The 19390-nt window shown below is 51.9% G+C and carries 20 protein-coding genes and 1 tRNA gene; 13 read left to right on the plus strand and 8 right to left on the minus strand.

The window, feature by feature from the left end:
- Window positions 1-98: 98 nt before the first annotated feature.
- From BEQ56_05690 to BEQ56_05700, 3 genes are all read left to right on the plus strand, one after another.
- Window positions 99-728 (plus strand): uracil phosphoribosyltransferase, encoded by a 630-nt coding sequence (locus tag BEQ56_05690; GenBank protein AOH43012.1) that lies wholly within the window; start codon window positions 99-101, stop codon window positions 726-728.
- A gap of 190 nt (window positions 729-918) precedes the next feature.
- Window positions 919-1260 (plus strand): hypothetical protein, encoded by a 342-nt coding sequence (locus tag BEQ56_05695; protein AOH43013.1) that lies wholly within the window; start codon window positions 919-921, stop codon window positions 1258-1260.
- Between the two features lie 21 nt (window positions 1261-1281).
- Window positions 1282-2364: a hypothetical protein gene (locus tag BEQ56_05700; GenBank protein ID AOH43014.1), complete on the plus strand. Its 1083-nt coding sequence runs from the start codon at window positions 1282-1284 to the stop codon at window positions 2362-2364.
- 7 nt (window positions 2365-2371) lie between these two features.
- Here the strand turns inward: BEQ56_05700 and BEQ56_05705 are convergent, their stop codons facing one another.
- Both BEQ56_05705 and BEQ56_05710 read right to left on the minus strand, forming a co-directional pair.
- Entirely contained in the window at window positions 2372-3535 is a 1164-nt protein-coding gene (locus BEQ56_05705; protein AOH43015.1) for a hypothetical protein, read from the minus strand.
- A gap of 7 nt (window positions 3536-3542) precedes the next feature.
- On the minus strand, window positions 3543-4169 hold the full coding sequence (locus BEQ56_05710; protein AOH43016.1) for a hypothetical protein: 627 nt from the start codon (window positions 4167-4169) through the stop codon (window positions 3543-3545).
- A gap of 286 nt (window positions 4170-4455) precedes the next feature.
- Between BEQ56_05710 and BEQ56_05715 the strand changes: the two genes are divergently transcribed.
- From BEQ56_05715 to BEQ56_05740, 6 genes are all read left to right on the plus strand, one after another.
- Complete coding sequence (locus BEQ56_05715; GenBank protein ID AOH43017.1) at window positions 4456-5247, plus strand: methyltransferase type 11; 792 nt, start codon at window positions 4456-4458, stop codon at window positions 5245-5247.
- A 9-nt stretch (window positions 5248-5256) separates the two neighbouring features.
- A complete protein-coding gene (locus tag BEQ56_05720) occupies window positions 5257-6084 on the plus strand; it encodes a hypothetical protein (GenBank protein AOH43018.1) in 828 nt (275 codons plus the stop codon).
- Window positions 6085-6299: 215 nt separating this feature from the next.
- Window positions 6300-6578 (plus strand): hypothetical protein, encoded by a 279-nt coding sequence (locus BEQ56_05725; protein AOH44423.1) that lies wholly within the window; start codon window positions 6300-6302, stop codon window positions 6576-6578.
- Between the two features lie 8 nt (window positions 6579-6586).
- Window positions 6587-7144 (plus strand): hypothetical protein, encoded by a 558-nt coding sequence (locus BEQ56_05730; protein AOH44424.1) that lies wholly within the window; start codon window positions 6587-6589, stop codon window positions 7142-7144.
- Between the two features lie 32 nt (window positions 7145-7176).
- A tRNA-Val gene (locus BEQ56_05735) sits at window positions 7177-7250 on the plus strand.
- A 299-nt stretch (window positions 7251-7549) separates the two neighbouring features.
- Window positions 7550-8680 carry a hypothetical protein gene (locus BEQ56_05740; protein AOH43019.1) on the plus strand — a complete coding sequence of 377 codons (1131 nt, stop codon included), beginning with the start codon at window positions 7550-7552 and terminating at the stop codon, window positions 8678-8680.
- Between the two features lie 360 nt (window positions 8681-9040).
- Here the strand turns inward: BEQ56_05740 and BEQ56_05745 are convergent, their stop codons facing one another.
- The 6 genes from BEQ56_05745 to BEQ56_05770 form a co-directional block, all read right to left on the minus strand.
- Window positions 9041-10039: a peptide ABC transporter ATP-binding protein gene (locus BEQ56_05745; protein ID AOH43020.1), complete on the minus strand. Its 999-nt coding sequence runs from the start codon at window positions 10037-10039 to the stop codon at window positions 9041-9043.
- Window positions 10040-10041: 2 nt separating this feature from the next.
- Window positions 10042-11073 (minus strand): peptide ABC transporter ATP-binding protein, encoded by a 1032-nt coding sequence (locus tag BEQ56_05750; GenBank protein ID AOH43021.1) that lies wholly within the window; start codon window positions 11071-11073, stop codon window positions 10042-10044.
- Between the two features lie 11 nt (window positions 11074-11084).
- Window positions 11085-11951, minus strand: coding sequence for a peptide ABC transporter permease (locus BEQ56_05755; GenBank protein ID AOH43022.1), 867 nt, complete (start codon window positions 11949-11951; stop codon window positions 11085-11087).
- 16 nt (window positions 11952-11967) lie between these two features.
- Window positions 11968-12915 carry a peptide ABC transporter permease gene (locus tag BEQ56_05760; protein ID AOH43023.1) on the minus strand — a complete coding sequence of 316 codons (948 nt, stop codon included), beginning with the start codon at window positions 12913-12915 and terminating at the stop codon, window positions 11968-11970.
- Between the two features lie 76 nt (window positions 12916-12991).
- A complete protein-coding gene (locus BEQ56_05765) occupies window positions 12992-14572 on the minus strand; it encodes a hypothetical protein (protein AOH43024.1) in 1581 nt (526 codons plus the stop codon).
- 204 nt (window positions 14573-14776) lie between these two features.
- Window positions 14777-15577, minus strand: coding sequence for a hypothetical protein (locus BEQ56_05770; protein AOH43025.1), 801 nt, complete (start codon window positions 15575-15577; stop codon window positions 14777-14779).
- 189 nt (window positions 15578-15766) lie between these two features.
- Here BEQ56_05770 and BEQ56_05775 point away from each other — a divergent pair, with 189 nt between their 5' ends.
- Genes BEQ56_05775 through BEQ56_05790 form a run of 4 tightly spaced genes read left to right on the plus strand, consistent with a single transcriptional unit; the run spans window position 15767 to window position 19344 of the window.
- Window positions 15767-16675: an N-acetylneuraminate lyase gene (locus tag BEQ56_05775; GenBank protein ID AOH43026.1), complete on the plus strand. Its 909-nt coding sequence runs from the start codon at window positions 15767-15769 to the stop codon at window positions 16673-16675.
- Window positions 16676-16727: 52 nt separating this feature from the next.
- Complete coding sequence (locus tag BEQ56_05780) at window positions 16728-18161, plus strand: hypothetical protein (GenBank protein ID AOH44425.1); 1434 nt, start codon at window positions 16728-16730, stop codon at window positions 18159-18161.
- A gap of 15 nt (window positions 18162-18176) precedes the next feature.
- The gene (locus BEQ56_05785; protein AOH43027.1) at window positions 18177-18626 is read left to right on the plus strand and encodes a hypothetical protein; all 450 of its coding nucleotides are present in this window, start codon (window positions 18177-18179) and stop codon (window positions 18624-18626) included.
- A gap of 10 nt (window positions 18627-18636) precedes the next feature.
- On the plus strand, window positions 18637-19344 hold the full coding sequence (locus BEQ56_05790; GenBank protein ID AOH43028.1) for a hypothetical protein: 708 nt from the start codon (window positions 18637-18639) through the stop codon (window positions 19342-19344).
- The last annotated feature ends 46 nt before the right edge of the window (window positions 19345-19390 follow it).

A 19390-nucleotide genomic window follows, 5' to 3' on the forward strand; every position in this document is an offset into this window, starting at 1 on the left:
TGCAATTTCAAGCTATCCAAATTATACCGACTTAAATTTAACGCGATATAATAAGAAAAATTCATCAAAGACGAGTCTGTCTGCTGGAAGGATCTTTCATGTCAAAACTCACCATCAGCAATCATCCGCTCATTCAGCATAAGCTGTCCATCCTTCGATCCGTCGACACCAACCCGACCATTTTCCGCCAGGTCGTCAATGAGCTTGGCATGCTGCTCTGTTACGAATCAACGTTCGATCTGCCGATTCGCCCGATCGACGTTGAAACCCCGCTGATGAAAACCAGCGGGCAGGTCATGCGCGAGCATATCGCGCTGATCCCGATTCTCCGCGCCGGATTAGGAATGGTCGAAGGAATTTGGACGCTGATCCCCAACGCCCATGTTTTTCATATCGGTTTCTACCGAAACGAAGAAACGCTTCAGCCGGTCGAATACTATAATAAACTGCCAAAAGATCATCCGTTCAACTTAGCGTTCATTTTGGATCCGATGCTTGCGACCGGCGGTTCCGCGATCGCTGCTATCCATATTGTAAAAAAATGGGGCGCCTGCCGGATTAAATTCATCGGGCTGATCGGCGCGCCGGAAGGCATCGACGCCCTGACCCGGGCTCATCCCGACGTCGATATTCATCTGGCCGCCGTGGACGAGCGCCTGAACGAACGAGGGTATATCCTTCCCGGCCTCGGCGACGCTGGCGACCGCCAGTTCGGGACCGTATTCTAAGCGTATTTGCGAGGCATGTAAAAAGCAGCCGATTTTCAACGTGGAATCGCCTTTCAACTGCGCATTGCCACGCTATCTCAGGGAAGCGGAACAATGCGTAGGGTTTTCACCGAGGTAAGGGCTGAAAAGAATAGCTGGTAAAATATACGCATGCGCTTGACAGCGGTCGTGCGCAAGGAGGCAGGGAAAGATGAAAGAGGACGGAACGAATCAATTCGAAGGCGAACGCAGCGATGCGGACGAGGTGATCCCACTGGGTCCGGACGCAGCCGAGCCGGAGCCAATCCTGACGTTTCCATGCGAAATGCCGATGAGGATTATTGGCGAAAACGATCCGGAGATGATCGCGGATGTCTTGAAAGCGTTCGCCGCTAACGGCGTCGAGGTCAATGAAGCCGACCTCAAAACGGTTCCCAGCCGAGAGAAAAAATATATTTCAGTGAACTATACGTTTACCGCGCAGTCGCGCGAGCAAGTCGACGCGATTTATATCGCACTGACGAAGAATCCACGGATCAGGTGGGTTATCTGATCGGCGCTTGCAGATTGAAAAATGAAGAATCGGTTCGATGCATCGCGACGACAATTCCTGAAGACCGGTATCGCCGCCGTCGGGGCGGGCGTGTTTTTATCGACGGTTAATTTGAATCCCGCGTTCGCGGACGCGTCGCCGATCGGTACGGCCGGAAAGCAGGCTCGCGTAGCAATCCCCAGCCTCAGCGTCTATTCCCAGCCATGGGACGAGGCGCGGATCATTTATCAGGCGTTCCGGGACGACCTGATGAACGTTTACTATGAGGTCGAATCGGATCATGGGCCCGGCTATAATCCGTACTGGTATCGGGTCTGGGGCGGATATATTCATTCAGGTCACGTTCAGCTCGTCGATACGCGGCTGAATCAGGTCGATTACTCGGTGAACAGCGCGCCGGCGCCGGGCGTCCTCGGCGAAGTCACCGTCCCATTTACGCAGGCGAAGCTCCATAACCGGGACGGAAGCTGGCGAAACGTTTATCGCTTATATTATGAATCGGTCCATTGGGTCGTCGGCGTCGAAACCGGACCGGACGGTCGAGCCTGGTACCGGCTGAAAGACGAATTCTTTGACGTGGACTCGCTTGATTATTTCATAGCGGCCGATCACATGCGGATTATCCCGACTTCCGAACTGACGCCGGTATCGGTCGACGTTCCCTGGACCCAGAAGCGGATCGAAATCAAGATCGGGCTTCAGCAGCTTACCGCGTTCGAATACGATCGGGAAATCTTCCGGACGACGGTTTCGACCGGAATTATCAAGGACGTTCCGGACGGGCAGATTCCGACGGCGACGCCGACAGGAACGTTTAATATTCAAAATAAAATGCCGTCGAAGCATATGGGCGACGGGAACCTGACCGATGATCCCGACGCGTACGAGCTTCCCGGCGTTCCATGGGTCTCGTTTTTTGAGCCTGTGACCGGCGTCGCGCTCCATGGAACCTACTGGCATCGGAATTGGGGACTGACGATGAGCCGCGGCTGTGTGAATATGCGGAACGAAGAAGCGAAATGGCTATACCGCTGGTGCACTCCGCGGACGCCGACGCTGGCAATCGACACGATCGGACTTGGCACGCAGGTTATCGTTTCATGATAAATTCTCAGATCAGGTCAACGAAAATCTGATTGCTGACGAACGCGCAACGCGGATTCAGCCGCGCTCTTCCATCCGCGACGATGATCCGATTCGCGGCGGCATGTTCCCTGATAAAATCGGCGAAGACTGCTTCGGCGCGTACGCCAAAACGATCAGCAAAGCGGTTCAGATCTACCCCTTCGCGGAGCAGGCGCAGCCCGAAAATCATCGTGTCGCGCATCTCGTCCTCCTGCGACTGCCGCTGGATCTCAGCGGCGGCGGGAAACGCTGAGCGGGATTGGCCAGCGCGGTTGATCCTGCGGAGATATGCGGCCGTGTTCAGTACGTTTCGCGTTCGGGTATGAGCGATAAAGCCATGAGCTGCGGCGCCAAAGCCCAGATACGGATCGAGTTTCCAGTACTGCTTATTATGCCGGCTTTCAAATTCCGGATCCTGGCTCCAGTTCGAAATTTCGTAGCGGTTCCAGCCGCGCCGTTCGAGGAAATCGACGGCGAAATCGTATCGGTCGGCGAGGAGATCGTCACTCAGTTCGGCGAGCTTGCCGCTTCGGATCGTCCTGGCCAACGGCGTTCTGGATTCGATCGACATCGCATAAAGGGATAAATGATCCGGGCGAAGCGCGCAAGCGAGTTCAAGCGACTCGCACCACGCGGCGGCGCTTTGATTCGGATATCCGAAAATCAGGTCCAAACTCAGATTCTCAAAGCCGGCGTCGCGCGCGGTTTTGACGGCGCAGACCGTATCAGCGAGGGTATGTCTGCGCCCCATCAGCCGAAGCTCGTCATCATGGCCGGACTGCATCCCGATACTGAGCCGGTTCACGCCCATCTCCCGCAGCACGGCCGCCCGTTCCGCGGTCAGATCGCCCGGATTCGTTTCAAGCGTAATTTCTGCGTCGTCGGTGAGCTCAAACGCCGAACGGATCGTGGCTAAAATTTTTGCCGCCTGCGCTGCCGGCAGAAGCGACGGCGTCCCGCCGCCGAAGTAAACCGAATGCACCGGCTCCCGAACAATGAGCCGGTCAGCCGTGATCGTTATCTCGGCGCAGAGCGCGTCGATGTACGGCGCGATCAGGTCGCCATGTTTCGAAGAAGTCACGAAATCGCAGTAATTGCACCGGGTCCGGCAGAATGGGACATGCAGATACAGCGACCATCGTTCCTTCATGCGCCAATCATAACATGATATAATCGTAAAATTGACAGTTGGAAAGAAAGAAACAGCCCGATTCAGGCGTAAAAAAGCCAGAAAAGGGCTGTTTTTCTAATCGCAAGGCGGTAGTAATATTCCCAGCGGAATCCCTCTTTGTCTTCGTGCAGATCGATTTCATCTGCGCCGTGGGAACAATCTGGCGGTCAGTTCGGACCCCAAAGGCGTCATGCAGCGCATTCGTCAAATCCGTCCGCGTGTATAGCGGGACAAATCCCTGCCCGGGCACAATTTTCATATTCATATCTCGAAGCGTGGCGATGATTTCTTCAGAAATAAACCGATGATTCAGCTTCTGCTGAAGGATCTTAAACACAATCAACGCAAGGAAGCAGGTTTGAAAATGGGCCATGATGCGATCCTTATAAAAGGCCGTATCTTTGAAGATTTCCTCGTCAATTTCATCCAGATGATAAGTCTTATCGCATCCAACTAACTGCCAGCCGTCTCTCCCCAAGGCAAATTCTTTCAGGAATTCCTTCAGTTTTTTCAGCGATTGTGTTGTGATAAATTTTTGTCCAAATCGATCGTTGAAACTCCTATTTCCCGGCGACCCCAGCCTGCCGTCTGTACAGACGGCGAATTCGTCCAATCCATATTCAAATATGATTTTCCGTTCCAGCGGCTTCAGCGACTGCTGTTCATTTTCATCCCGTTGAAGATGGAAAAGGACAACGGTATCTCATCCGCGTCCATAAACAGGCCCATTTGCACGATTGGATTCGGTCGATGCTCTTTGGATATCCCATATTTGCGGAAGCGTTGATCATCAGATATAATTTAGAATTAGTATGCGCTAACTTGCGCGACTGTGCTTTTTGCGATTTGGGTCGAGAAAGCGCGGAAGCATGAGGCAAGCAGATAAAGGACGATTTGTAATGAACCCGGATTATAAGAATTGGGTCCCGAAGGGGATGATGATTGGGCTGGTCGCTGGCGCGGCCGCGTTATTGGTTTTGTTGATTCTGTTTGGCGGAATGGGGCTCGGCGTTCAGGGCCTGACGCGGACGATCCTGACGATCATCCTTGGAGTCGCGTTTCTGGCGATTGCCGCGGCCGCGGTCTGGTCCGTCGCGGCGTACCGGGCGTTTTTATTCAGAGATGAGGACAGCCTGGCGCGAAAAATTATCAGCGGCGTTGCGAGCTGCGTGAAGCTGCCTGACGGCGGAAAAGGATTGGACGTGGGTTGTGGAAGCGGCGCGCTGACGATCGCCTGCGCTAAGGCGAATCCGGGGGCGGAAATGTTGGGGATCGATCGCTGGGAAGCGGAATATGTTTCGTATAGCTATGATCTTTGTTATCGAAATTCAGCGGCGGAGGGCGTCAAAAATGCGCGTTTTGCCAAGGGAGACGCGATAAAGCTTGATTTCCCGGATGAGACGTTTGACGCGGTGACGAGCAATTACGTGTATCATAATATTGGCCTCGTCGATAAGCAGCAGCTGCTGCGCGAGACGCTGCGCGTCCTGAAAAAGGGTGGAACCTTCGCGATTCATGATCTGATGTCGCCGGTTCGATACGGCGATATGCAAAAGTTTGTGGATTCTTTGAAGGCGCAGGGGTACGAAAAAGTCGAGTTGATCGATACGACGAGGGGAATGTTCATGTCCCGAAGCCAGGCGCAATGGCTGCTGCTGGGCGGGTCGACGCTGTTGATTGGGACGAAATAGCGGAAGGCAATGATTCGTAAGCTGATCTTCTTTGTATTTCTGGCGCTTTTTGCGGGGCGTCCGTTTGTCGGGCGCGTTGAAGCCGCGGCGGACTACGGCGTTTTTATCGGCGTTGAGGAAGCGGAAATTCTGGACGTTTCGGCTGGGTACCGGACGATCGTTGTCGACGGGCTAAGCTTTTCGGCGGAGACGATCCGGGCGCTGAAAGCCCGGGGGCAGTTTGTTTATTCGTATATCAGCGTCGGCGCTTTAGAAACCTACCGCGATTATTTCGCGCGGTTTGAGGTGTTGAAGCTGGCGCGATATGAGAACTGGCCCAATGAATACTGGGTGGACGTCTCGGATCCAGGCTGGGGCGTGTTCGTTGTAGACGAGCTCGCGAAAAGTCTGGCTGAAAAGGGCGTCGACGGCTTTTTCCTGGACAATTTCGACGTTTACGCGCTGTATCCGGGCGAAAGAACAGCTCAGGGGCTGACGCGGATCCTGACCGGGCTGAAAGCGTACGACCTCCCGATCCTGATTAACGGTGGGGATGATTTTGTTGAATGGCTGATCGACGAAGGCCAGGGAGGCCTGATTTCCGGCGTGAACCAGGAGGGCGTTTTTTCGCGGATTGAAGATTACGAACGCGATCTTTTTGAGGCGCAGCCGCTCGCGGACCGTGCCTATTTTACCGATTATCTCGAAAGGGTCCGACGCGCGGGGCTGGTCGTTTACCTGTTGGAGTATACGACGGATCCGGCGCTGATCCGCGAGATTCAACGGTACTGCCGCGACAATGGGTTCGGCGTCTATATTTCGTCGTCGGTTGCGCTTGACGGGCGGGAAGCCCGGTGATTCGCGGGAGGCTGTCGACGAACGCGCGATTAAAAACTGGCGTCTGACGTAAAACGGCCTTTTTGCTTCTTTTCTTTTTGTTGCCCCCTGGGGAATTGCTGTAAAATAGAGGTGTTAAAAAATTGGGAAGGAGCGATCGAGAAGAGCGGATGAGCGACGAGATTCGGGGGTTAGACGAGTATCAGGCGCGATGTATCTGGACCGCGAAGGATCAGATGAGTCAGCGCGATACGCATATGAGCTGGTCGTTGGCGATCGCGGGCGAGGCCGGAGAGCTGGCGAATCTGACGAAGAAGGTCTTTGTCCATGGACACGCCTATGATCAGGATCGCGTCGTCGATGAGCTGGGCGATATTCTCTGGTATATCGCCGTTTATGCCGACGCGCTTGGGGTTCCTCTTTCCGAGGTCGCCGAACGGAATCTTGCGAAGGTTGCGCGCCGTTATCCGAACGGTTTCTCGACCGAAGCCAGCGTCCATCGGAAGGAATCGTGAAATTGCGGATGAGTTGTTTGAAACGCGCGCTGTATTGGATAAAACTGAAATTGAGCTTATCGACGCCGGACTTGTCGCTGCTGAAACAGCGGGGATTACGGTTGGGGAAGGACGTGACGATCATGCCGGGAGCCGTGATCGATCCGTCGCATTGCTGGCTGATCGAGATTGGCGACCGTTCCAGAATTGCGGAAGGCGCGATTCTGTTGGCGCATGACGCGTCGACGCAGCGTGCGTTGGGTTACGTGAAGGTCGGACAGATTCGGATTGGATCGGACGTGTTTATCGGTATTCGATCGATCCTGCTTCCCGGATCGTCGGTCGGCGATGGGTCGATTATCGGCGCGGGTTCGGTTGTGACCGGTTCGATTCCGCCGGGCGTTGTTGCGGCTGGCGTTCCCGCGCGCGTAATCATGACGCGGGAAGAATATTTCGCGAAGGAAGCGGCGCGGCTTGCGGATGGGCCGAGATTCGAGGTCGAGTATACGATTCGCGGCGGAATTACTGACGCGATGAGGAAAGAGATGGCTGAGCGGATTGGCGACGGAATCGGCTACGTTCGCTGAATCGTTGATTTCATGATATACTTTGATGGTTCGGGCGGGTAGCTCAGTTGGTCAGAGCACATCCCTTACAAGGATGGGGTCGCAGGTTCGAGCCCTGTCTCGCCTACTGGAAAATTGAGTGGTTTTACTTTTGATCTTTTTGTGTTTGGAATCGACACTGCCCCGCTTTAGTCCCAGAACCTTACCACGCCGCAGCCCCAGAAAGGATGCCGGTGAAATTTCTGTGTAGATTGGCGAACCTTTTGAAATGGGCTGCATTGAAGCAAATGTCGGTAAACTGATTGCCCTGCGTATGCAATCCCGAGGCTGCTGCTGGTCGGGAACCGGCGCTCAGGCTATTTTTTCACCCGCTTGCGCCTGAAGCTTCTGGCGTGAACTACCAAAGACGGGTATAATATTGAGCATATGAAATATATTTCTGAGTCTGCCCATTTTATGGATTTTCCGATCGGAAATGGAAATCCGCGCAACAGCGAAGGATCTTTTCTGTCTGTGGATGGAAAGGATGAGATCCTGTTTGCTTATACATCTTTTGTCGGAGAAAAGGCACGTGACTTTACCAAAGCAGATATAAAAATCACTCGCTCACACGATGGTGGGCGTACATGGGATACTCCTGTGACTGTGATCCATGCTAATGATTACGACGCAATGAACGTAATGAGCGTCTCACTCCTGCGCATGCAGAACGGTGATATCGGGATGATCTATCTGATCCGCATGAACTGGCTGGACATGCGGATCGTTATGCGCTACTCTGCTGATAGTGGTCGGACTTGGGGAGAAACCATTCGCTGTTCAGTGAGAGACGGATATTTTGTCATCAACAATGACCGGGCAATTCGTCTTTCATCGGGCAGGATCATTATTCCTTCCGCAGAACATCGGAATCAAATCAATACGGATGGTAAAGTGATTTTTGCCCCGGCAGTGACGACCTTCTTTTATTCAGATGACGATGGAAAAACCTGGAATGAATCGCAAACGGAACTGTCTTTCGAGAATATTCCTGTTTGTCGATCAGGTCTGCAAGAGCCCGGTGTTATAGAATTAAAGCCTGGATATCTTTATGGCTGGGCCCGGACAGATCTCGGGCGTCAATATGAATTTATTTCGGAAGATAACGGTGTTACATGGTCAGAAGCTATACCGTCACGATTCACATCCCCATTATCCCCGATGTCAATGAAACGTCTTCAGGGCGGGGAGATCATGGCGATATGGAACCCGATCCCGCTGAACAATATCATGAAAGAAAACAAGGCGACCGGCGGACGCACACCGCTCGTTTATTCTCTCAGCAAAGATAACGGAATAACCTGGAGCGATCCGATGCCAATTGAGGATGATCCGGATGCAGGATATTGTTATACAGCGATCCTGCCGATGGATAACGCCGTCCTTCTTGCTTACTGTGCCGGAACGGAAGCGGATCTGGGCAGCTGTCTGAACCGTCTCCGCATCCGTCGTCTACAACTTTCCTCCGGAACCGGATCATCTGCTGACACGCCGCATTGCATGGGAATCGGTTTTTGACTGTTTGTTACAGCGGATAATTCTCTGTCATGGAAAATCACAGCTTCATCATCTCTGGTGTGCTGAATATCAATCTTGATATATTCGATACCTGAATTCAGCAGTCCAGTAAAATTCGGAATTGTATTTTCACGCGTTTCAGACAAATGTCCGCGGTGTCCGCCGACCAAAATATGTTTTTTATGAAAATTTCCGATTAAATCAATAAACCGCGTTTTTCCCCTGATAAATAGAATAGAGTATCTGCGGTAAACCGCGAATACTCCATTCAAAAACCCATGATAAAAGGCATGCGCACTTTGTTTATAAACTTAATAAAGATGAAAAGTGATGTAACAACTTTACTCTTCACCTGCCCTGCTATTTATAAAGATGGCAGGCACACAGATGCTCCGGATCAATCTTGTCCGGCGAAAGCTGCGGTTCTTCCTGTTTGCAGATGTCCATGCAGTGCAGGCAGCGTGTGTGGAAGGCGCAGCCAGGCGGTTTGTTGATCGGACTTGGCACTTCACCTTGCAGCACCTGACGCTTCTTTTCCTGATGGATCACCGGTACCGGGATCGCGGAGAGCAGCGCCTGGGTGTACGGATGCATCGGCTTGTCATATAACGAGCGCTTCCCGGCGATCTCGACAATCTTTCCCAGGTACATGACCACGATACGGTCACTCATATACTGCACGACGGAAAGGTCATGTGCGATGAACAAATAGGTCAGGTTCAGTTCCTTCTGGATCTCCTTCATCAGGTTCAGCACCTGGGCCTGAATGGAAACATCCAGCGCACTCACCGGCTCATCGCAGATGAGGACTCTCGGGTTTACTTCCAACGCTCGGGCAATGCAGAGACGCTGACGCTGACCGCCGGAAAATTCATGCGGGAAGCGAAGCAGGTAATCCGGCTGGATGTTGACCATCTTCAGCACGGAATCCATCATTTTCTCCCGTTCGGCTTTGGAATGAATCCCATGCACCTTCAGCGGTTCTTCGAAGGAGGTATAGATCTTCTTCAGCGGATTTAGTGCGGAGTAGGGATCCTGGAAGACCATTTGCACCTGTTTGCGGAAGTCCAGCATTTCCTTCCCATTGAATTTTGTGATATCCCTGAAGTTTCCGTTTCCGTAGTTGTATTCAACTGAACCGCCGGTAGGCTTCTGGAGCATCATCATCGTCTTTCCCAGCGTGGACTTGCCGCACCCGGATTCTCCCACGATACCAAGCGTCTCGCCTTTGTAAACGTCCAGACTTACGTTATCGACCGCTTTCACATGTCCGACCGTACGTTTGAACATGCCCTTTTTGATCGGGAACCACTGCTGGAGTCCCCGGACTTTAAAGATCAATTCTTTTTCGTTTGGCATGGTTAGTTAGCCTCCTTGTACTGGCTGAACTTTGTACAGCGAACTCGATGCCCAGGTTCGACTTCGTAGGCAGGAACATCCTTTGTGCGGCAGTATTCCTTGCACTCTGGGCAGCGATCGGCAAATTCACAGCCAATCTTCAGCGATGCCGGACTCGGCGTTGCGCCGGGGATCGTTTCCAGTTTCTGGTCATCCGCAAGCCCAAGCACCGGCACGCTGCGCAGCAGCGCTTTGGTGTAAGGATGGGAGGGGTTTTCAAAGACCTGATCCAGAGAGCCGAATTCAACGATGCGCCCCATATACATCACACAGACGTCATCCGCCTGCTCGGCGACCAGACCCATGTTATGGGTGATCAGGATGATGGACTTGCCCATGTTCAGCTGCAGGTCTTTCATCAGTTCCATAATCTGCGCCTGGATCGTCACATCCAGCGCGGTCGTCGGTTCGTCGGCAATGATGATTTCCGGATTGTTAATCATGGCGATAGCAATCACCACGCGCTGTTTCATGCCGCCGGAAAACTGATGCGGATAGTCATTCAGACGTCCTTCCGGATCGGGGATACCCAGCTTTTTGAACATTTCCAGGACTTTCGCCATGGCTTCGGACTTTTTCATGCCCTTGTTATGTTCCTGCAAAGCTTCAGCAACCTGATCGCCGACTTTATAGACAGGATTCAGGGATGACATTGGATCCTGGAAGACCATGCCCAGATCCGCGCCACGGAGAGAACGCATTTCCCTGCTCTTCGGATCGATCTTGGAGAGATCAAATTCCGTGATCTTTCCGGCCTTTTCATCCAGACGCCGGTAAACGACCGCGTCCGCATTGAAGCGGGCATTTTGCGGAAGGAGCTTCACAATCGAATGTACGGTCACCGATTTACCGCAGCCGGATTCACCGACGATCGCCAGCGTTTTCCCTCGTTTCAGTTGGAAAGAGACATCTTTGACGATGCGGATGGTCTGACCGTCAGAAACAAAGGAGGTGTTCAGTTTCCGGACATCTAATACGATATCTTTCTGTTCCATTTTCTGCCTCCTTATTGCTGTTTCGGGTCAAGAACATCGCGCAGCCCGTCGCCGAAGAAGTTGACGGCCAGCACGAAGATCGTGATGGTTACGCCTGGGACGACCCATAGCCACCAGTAGTTGGAGATCACGTCCAGCGACTTTGCCGCGTTCAGGATATTGCCCCAGGTTGGTGTCGCGGAAGGAACGCCGACGCCGATAAAGCTCAGTCCGGCTTCGGACAGGATGAAATGCGCCACATTGACTGTCGTCGCAACGATCACCGGCGACATGACGTTCGGCAGGATTTGCTTGAACATGATGTCCGATTTGGACATACCGAAAGCTTCGCAGACCTGGACATAGGTCTCACCCTTCAGCGCGATGAATTCGTTTCGTACCATACGGAAGGTCGTCATCCAGCCGGTGACAGCAAATATGAACAACAGGTTGCCGATGCTTCGCCCGAATACCGCCCCGAGGATCAGGATCAGGATCATGTTCGGGACCGTCTGGAAGATCTCAGACGTGCGGACGATCAGGGTGTCGATCCACCTGCCAAAATACCCGGCAATAGCGCCTAAGACAACCCCGATCAGAGAACCGAAGAAAGCGCCGGTTACACCGATGAGGATCGAATAACGTCCGCCATACAAGATCCGGGAAAACACGTCTCGCCCCAGTTTATCCGTGCCGAAAATATGACCTGCGCTCGGCGGTATGGTTCTCGCGGAGAAGTCCGGTTGATCCGGACGATAGGACGTAAAGATCGGAGCGAATACACACATCAGCAAAATGACAAGCATGACGATCATGCCAATCATTGCGAGTTTATTCCGTAAAAACTTTCTTACATTTTTCTTGAACATGCTGGAGGCATGCGATTTATCGAGTTTCATCTTTCTGCCCCCTTTCTTATCCGCTGCCCAGCCGTACGCGCGGATCGAGCAGCGCCGTCAGTACGTCAACGAGGAAGCTTGCGGTCAGGATCGCGGCAGCGACCATCAGCGTCGTCACCATAACGACCGGATAGTCTCCGGCAATGACGGCGTCGGTGATTACGGAACCGATGCCGGGCCAGTTATAAACCGATTCGATTACCACGGAACCGCTGATCAGCATCGGCAGACGGAAGCACAGGATCACCAGTACAGGACGCAAAGCGTTGCGGAAAGCGTGCTTCACGTAAACCTTGGTTTCGGAGATCCCCTTCATACGCGCTGTCTTGATGTAATCGCTGTTCAGCACGCCCAACATATTATTCCGGGAGTAACGCATTAAGACGGAGGTCAGGGACAGCGTCAGCGTCAGGCAAGGCAAAATAAAATGCTGAAGCGGTGTTGCGTAAGTCGAATAGCGTCCCGAGGACGGGAGCCAGCCCATTTTGATGGAAAAGAGCTGAATCAAACAGATTCCGAAGAAGAATTGCGGGATTGCCTGCCCGAGCACGGCGAAAAAGCGCCCGAGGTAGTCAATAATACTGTTTTGATAGATTGCGGATATGATCCCGATCGTTACTCCGAGGAAAGCGGATACCACCATGGAAACAAGCGCTAACTGAATGGTTGCAGGGAGACGCTGTTCCAGTATGGAGCCAATGGAGTTGCCGTTGGTAATACTGTAACCGAAGTTCCCGCGTAAAATATCTTCCGTCCAATTGACATACCGTATCAGGAAAGGTTTATTCAAACCATACCGTTCACGGAGAAGGTCCAGATTTTCCTGATTGCCTGCCATGTCCGGGGTCACACTATAACTCACAGGGTCGATACCGGTCAGCTGCAGCGCGCCATATACCAAAAAGCTGATAAACAGCAACATCGGGATCATCTGAAGGATTTTTTTGAGAATAAATTTAAGCAAGGGGTGCCCCCTTTCCTTTTTCTAAAAAGAACGGGGATGCGCGACACACCCCCGTTTAGATCAGATAAGCTTTACTTTATTTCAATTCCCAGTCCTCAAAGTGGACATTGGTCTTGTACCACGGATTCCCAAAGACAATGCCTTCCGGCAGCTTGACGGCATCTGTGTTGATGAAGACGTTGTTGCCGATGGTATAAAGCGGAAGTTTGTAGAGCTTTTCTTCTTCCACTTTCTGGAGTTCAACAAGAGCGGCATCCTTTTCTTCCTGAGTGGTCGCTGCGGCATAGGCGTCGATGTACTCATCGAATGCGGTATCGCCGCCGAAGACCATGCGGAAGTTTGCATTCGCGGAGTTGTATTCGCCGTACCATTCGCTGATATCGAAGGCGGACAGGCCTTTATAGCCGATATCGTGGTTGCGGGTCTGAAACAGGTCCTGCGTACCGTTGGAAGTGACGGTGTATTCAGCCTTCATGCCGACCTCGCCAAGGTAATAGACGATGGCATCCATGAAGTCCAGAGAAGTCTGGTCGCTGTAATACAGCAGGATGCGAAGGGTGTAGTCGAAGTCCCAGCCGGCATCGACCAACAGCTGATGCGCCAGATCCGGATCATAGGCATATTCAGTGCCAATGGAAGCCGGATTCTCAGCAGCCACACCGCTGTTGGAAACATGGGCAAGGCCCGGGAAGAGGGATTCGGCAAGGGTTTCGCGATCGATTGCGTGCATGATTGCCTGACGGACGCGGATGTCAGACATCACCGGGTTAGTGTTGCCGTCAACGCCTTCAATGTTGGCGAGGAAGTAGCGGTAGAACAGGATGTCAACCGGGAACATGGTCATGCCGGGGAGTTTGTTCAGCTCGGCGATGACTGCATTATTATTGGTGTTGGTCATGTCGACCAAACCTGCCTGTGCAGCCGTGACCGGATCGGCGACGAAGTTGATAACGATCTTTTCGATCTTCGGCTTCGGCCCATCCCAATATTCGTTCGGAACCAAGGTGTAGTAGGAGCCGGCAACGAATTCATCCATTCTGTACATACCGCTCATGACCGGGTGGCTCCAGAATTCATTATTGGCGATTTCAAGCAAATCCGCATCTTTCAGAATATGTTCCGGCAGGATAGTGAACTGACAGAAGACATTCGGCAGCGTGTTATGCGGGCTGGTCAGCTTGATGGTCAGCTTGTTTCCGTCAACGCTCAGGCCGGCAAGATCATCAGCGGCGCCTTCACGCCATGCATCCGCGCCTTCGATCTTTGTGAACGTGCTGGTATAGATACCATTGGAGGCAGCTGCTTTCAGGTTTGCTTTGATCGAAAAGACTACATCGTCGAGTGTGATCTCTTCACCATCGGACCATTTGGCGCCGCCGATGAAATCGATGGTATAGGTCAGGCCATCATCGGAGACTTCATAACCGCTGGCAAGATCCGGACCGATCGTGGCCATGTCCGGTTCAACGAAGAACAGCGTCCGCCACGTCAGGCCGCCCAGCATTTGCATGTTCATCCAGGGATAATCGATCTTGTCGCCAAGACCATCGTTTGCGGTGCTGATTAAATGGAAAGCTTTTTCATCCTCAGCAAAGGATGGTAAGACGCTGACCATCGCAATTGTGAGAACAACAAATAAAACGATAAGTTTCTTCATACAGTTTCCTCCATTATTGGGTTATAAAGAAAAAAATACGGTTGACCGAGTCCACCCGAATTGGGCTATATAAAGGATTATATCAAGGTCTTTTGTGGGTGTCAATATAATATATTTTGTTACATTTGGAGTCAAAGAGACCTGTTTTGCCTGACATAATTCCGAGTCAGCAGAACAGGTCTCTTTGACTCATTTCCCGTTGGGTCAGGCGAATTTGCGGATCGTTTTCGCAATACCATCCTCGTATCCGGGTTCGCAGACGTAATCGGCGACGGCTTTCAGCACGTCCCTGCCGTTACCCATGGCAACACCAAATCCAGCCCATTTCGTCATGACGATATCATTGGCGCTGTCCCCGAAGGTCATCACTTCTTCAGCTTTGATCCCGAGACGGATGCAGAGGTTCTGCAGCGCGGAGAGTTTGCTTACATTCGGAAGAAAAATGTCGGCGGTCACGCCGTTGTCATAAGGTTCCACGCGGTAATCCGTGGGCCAGACGGACAATTCTTTGATCATTTTTTCCCGCACATTGTGATCTGCCTGGAAGGTAAAGCCGATCGGCATTTTCTTCAGGTGGTAATCCATCATCTCACATTCAACTGTCGGGCAGGCACTGATGCCGATGTTGCTGAAAACCCCCCGCATTGTCTCCATACGCCGGTAAATACACTTTACATTGTTGAATTTCAGGATCAACCCGGCATCATATTTTACGCAAAGATCCAGAACGCGCTGTGTCTGCTCAAAGGTGAAGCGTTCCGTATAGATCGAACGGGTCTCGGAATCGAGAATGCTCTGTCCGCTGGCGGTGATAAAATAATCCGCCTGCACTTCCTTCTGGCAGGGAGTATTCAGTTCTGCATAGGTCCGCGCGGTCGCAAGAGCGATATACATGCCTTTTTCTTTCATTTCATGGATCGCCCCCAGGGAGGAAGGCTGAATGCAATTATCATGATAATCCCAAAGCGTACCGTCGACGTCAAAAGCGATCAGTTTGTATTTCATTAGTTTTCTGTTCCTTTCAACTGTTTTGTTCAGAAAAGGACGATGATTTTAGCATGAAAAATGGCCGCTTAAGGGAAAATGTGACAATTATGCGTTCATAATTCCACAGGGACGACATTGACATAAATTGCTCGTTCCATTACAATACGGATGAATCGGGAAAAACAGAATACTAAAGGAGTGTCCTTTATGAAAGACCTTACAAAATATCAGGGAATTTTTCCTGCATTCTATGCCTGTTATGACGAGCAGGGTAATATTTCTCCCGAACGAGTGCGAGCTCTTACCGAATATTTTGTAAACAAAGGCGTTACCGGGCTTTATGTCGGCGGATCTTCCGGTGAATGTATTTACCATTCCGTAGCGGAACGTAAACTGGTCCTGGAAAATGTAGCGTCTCAGGCAGCCGGACGGATCGTGATCATTGCCCATGTTGCATGCAACAACACCGCGGATTCCATGGAACTGGCCGCTCACGCGGAAAGTCTCGATGTAGATGCGATTGCGGCGATCCCGCCGATCTACTTTAAACTGCCCGACCGTGCCATCGCTAAATACTGGAATGACATTTCCTCTGCAGCTCCGCATACGGATTTCATTATCTATAACATTCCCCAGCTTGCCGGTGTGTCACTGAATAAAGCCCTGCTGCGGACAATGCTGCAGAATCCCAACGTGATCGGCGTCAAGAATTCCTCCATGCCGGTTCAGGATATCGAAGACTGGCGGGATGAAGGAGTAATCGTCTTCAACGGTCCGGATGAACAGCTGCTGCCCGGTCTGACTGCGGGCGCCGTCGGCGGAATCGGCGGCACTTATGGTTCAATGCCCTGCCTGTATCTGAAGATCTTCAATCTGGTGAAGGAAGGCAAGGCGGTTGAGGCTCTGCCAATCATGGATGGCTGCAGAAGCGTTATTAATTTGATGTGTTCGGCAAGGGGGAATCTCTATGCCGTACTGAAGGCTGTAATTCGCATCAATGAAGGGATCGATGCTGGAAGCGTTCGTCCGCCGTTGATGGCTCTTGTGCCTGAAGATATGGCGATCGTGGAAGAAGCTGCAAGGCGCATTAAGGAACTGGAAGCTAAGTTTTTGTAGACAGAGACCGGCTGCAGGCAGTCGGAAAGGGGAAAGTTTGGATAAATATTTGATGCTCAATCGCAGCTATTTTCAGCCGCAGGGAATGGATAACGTGCGTCTGGTTTTAACGCAGGCCGAAAAGGACACGCAAAACAACCCGTTGTTTCATGAAGATTTCTTCTCCGATCCGCCGCGCGGATGGGAAGCTCGATATGATAATTCCTATCCGAATGTGATCTACGACTCGAAATACGGAAAATACCGCTGTTATTACACGCTGTGTTCAAAGGATAACGATTCAGCAGGGGCTGACAAGGAAGAACGGGCCCGGCGGGATTACTGCCCCTCGCCGACCCGCATCGCATCACTGGCTTACGCGGAGAGCGATGACGGTATCAATTGGGTAAAGCCAAACCTCGGATTCGTGGAATTTGAGGGCAGCCGGGATAATAATATGCTTTTCCGTTTTGCTCACGGGACTGGCGTATTTTTGGATGAAGATGAGACCGATCCGCGGAAACGTTATAAGATGGTGACCAAAGTCGAATACCCGGGAAAGAAGAATTACATGGCAGTCAACTTCTCGGAAGACGGTGTCCATTGGGGTGAGATGATCAAATGGCCGCGATGGAATCCTCCGGCGGATTCACACAACTTACCCTTCCGGGATAAGCAGGATGGCCTGTTTAAAGTCGTTACCCGAATCTGGAAAGACGGAGTGCGCATTGAGGCGATCTGCTCCAGTCCGGATTTCATCAATTGGAGCGCACCGCATGAGATCATCCGCGGCAGTGGTTTTGAGAGTCAGGTTTATTCCATGCCGGTCTTCTGGTATGACGGTATTTATCTTGGTCTTGCATCCATGTTCCATGAAGGCGACCGCTCCGCAGCGAACTTCGACACCGTGGATCTGGAGCTGACGCTGGGGACAACGGCTGAACGATTTGACCGCATTGCAACGGATCAGTACCTGATTCCGCGCGGGGATGGACATTATCCGAACGGAGATTTCGACTGCGGCTGCATATTCGCCGCACCGCCGCTTGAAATGGATAACCGGCTGGTGTTTTATTACATGGGCGGCAACGGTCAGCATACTAATTTCCGGGAGACTTCCTTTGCCCGTGCATTTCTGCCAAAAGACCGATTTGCCTGCTATGAACCGCGGGATTCCAGACGGGAAGCGACTCTCCCGACACAAACCTTCTACGCTTACGGTGATGATCTGGCGATTCTTGCGGATGTCGCCGAGGGCGGGAAAATATCCGCCGCGCTCTGCACAAACTGGCGGTCGGAACCTTTTGAAGGCTATGGCTTTGCGGACTGTGTGTTGACCCCACGGGATGATGGATATCTGACCCTTCGCTGGAAAAAACCGCTGACCGCTCTTGAAAACACCGGTTTTTCAATTGTTTTTCACTTCTCCGGCACGAAGCTTTTTGCGATGAAAGGTGAAATTACGCCGCAGACCTCGCGTTATTATGAAGGCGCTCCGATACTCTGATCAGAAAGAGGATTTATGATTTTTTGTAAACTTAAGGCCCTGGATCGTTATCAGGGCCTTTCACACAATCTTGATACCGCTCTTCATTTCCTGATGGAGGCAGATCTTAACATGCTCGCAATGGGCAGAAATGTTATCGATGGCGATGCGGTCTATGTAAACCGTTTTGATTATGACACGGTTGCTGTGCCGATCACTGAAGGACATCTACGCTATATCGATATCCATGTTGTTTTAGATGGCGAGGAAGTGGTGGCGGTCTCGGATACAACCATGTTGACTGAGATCGAGAGGAAAGAAGATGAGGATTACATCGGTTTTCAGGGAGAACTTCAGAGCCTGAACATACTCCGGCCGGGAGATGTGCTGATCTGTTTTCCGGAGGATGCTCACAGTCCAAAACGTATTTGCGGATCCGAGTCCTGTCATGTAAAAAAAGCTGTAGTCAAGGTATTGGCTGATTGATGAAATCCATATGTATAATATTAATGTTTATAATAAAATTATGCAGAAGCTGGCGGGCGGGATCATCGTCTCCTGCCAATCCAAAGAGGGGGACCCGACCCATTGCCCGGAATTCATGGCAGCCTTTGCCAAATCCGCTGAGATTGGCGGAGCTGCCGGGATCCGCGCGAACTCCGTGGTTGATATCGAAGCGATCAAGAAGATTACGGATCTGCCGGTAATTGGCATCTGGAAGCGCCATTGGGAAGATGACTGGTGGAACATTATGATCACCCCGACATTTGCCGACTGCCGCGAACTCGAGGATGCCGGCGCGGATATCATCGCTATTGAAACCACCGGACGCAAACGCCCGAATAATGAGGATGTAAAAGAGCTTGTCGACCGTGTTCGCAATGAATTGAACGTTCCGGTTATGGCGGACTGTCATGACATGGAGGATGCCTTGCGGACTAATGCCGATATCATTGCCCCGACCCTTTCCTGTGTTGGTGGTGAAGAAGATTATATGCCCCCGTGGGCGCTCTTGGAACGGATGGTGAAGGAACAGTCCCGTCCGGTTATTGCGGAAGGTCATTTCTGGGAGCCGGCCTGCGTTACACGCGGGTTTGAGATCGGTGTTCACGCCATTGTCATTGGTTCTGCCATTACCCGCCCATGGATGATCACCGAACGCTTTGTCCAGTTCAGCCCGCAGGGAAAGGCTAAGAAATCATGACCCTCTATGCGTCAGGCGTTAACGCGGCGGCGACCAATCTCCGCTG

The sequence above is a fragment of the Anaerolineaceae bacterium oral taxon 439 genome (assembly GCA_001717545.1).
Classification (GTDB): domain Bacteria; phylum Chloroflexota; class Anaerolineae; order Anaerolineales; family Anaerolineaceae; genus Flexilinea.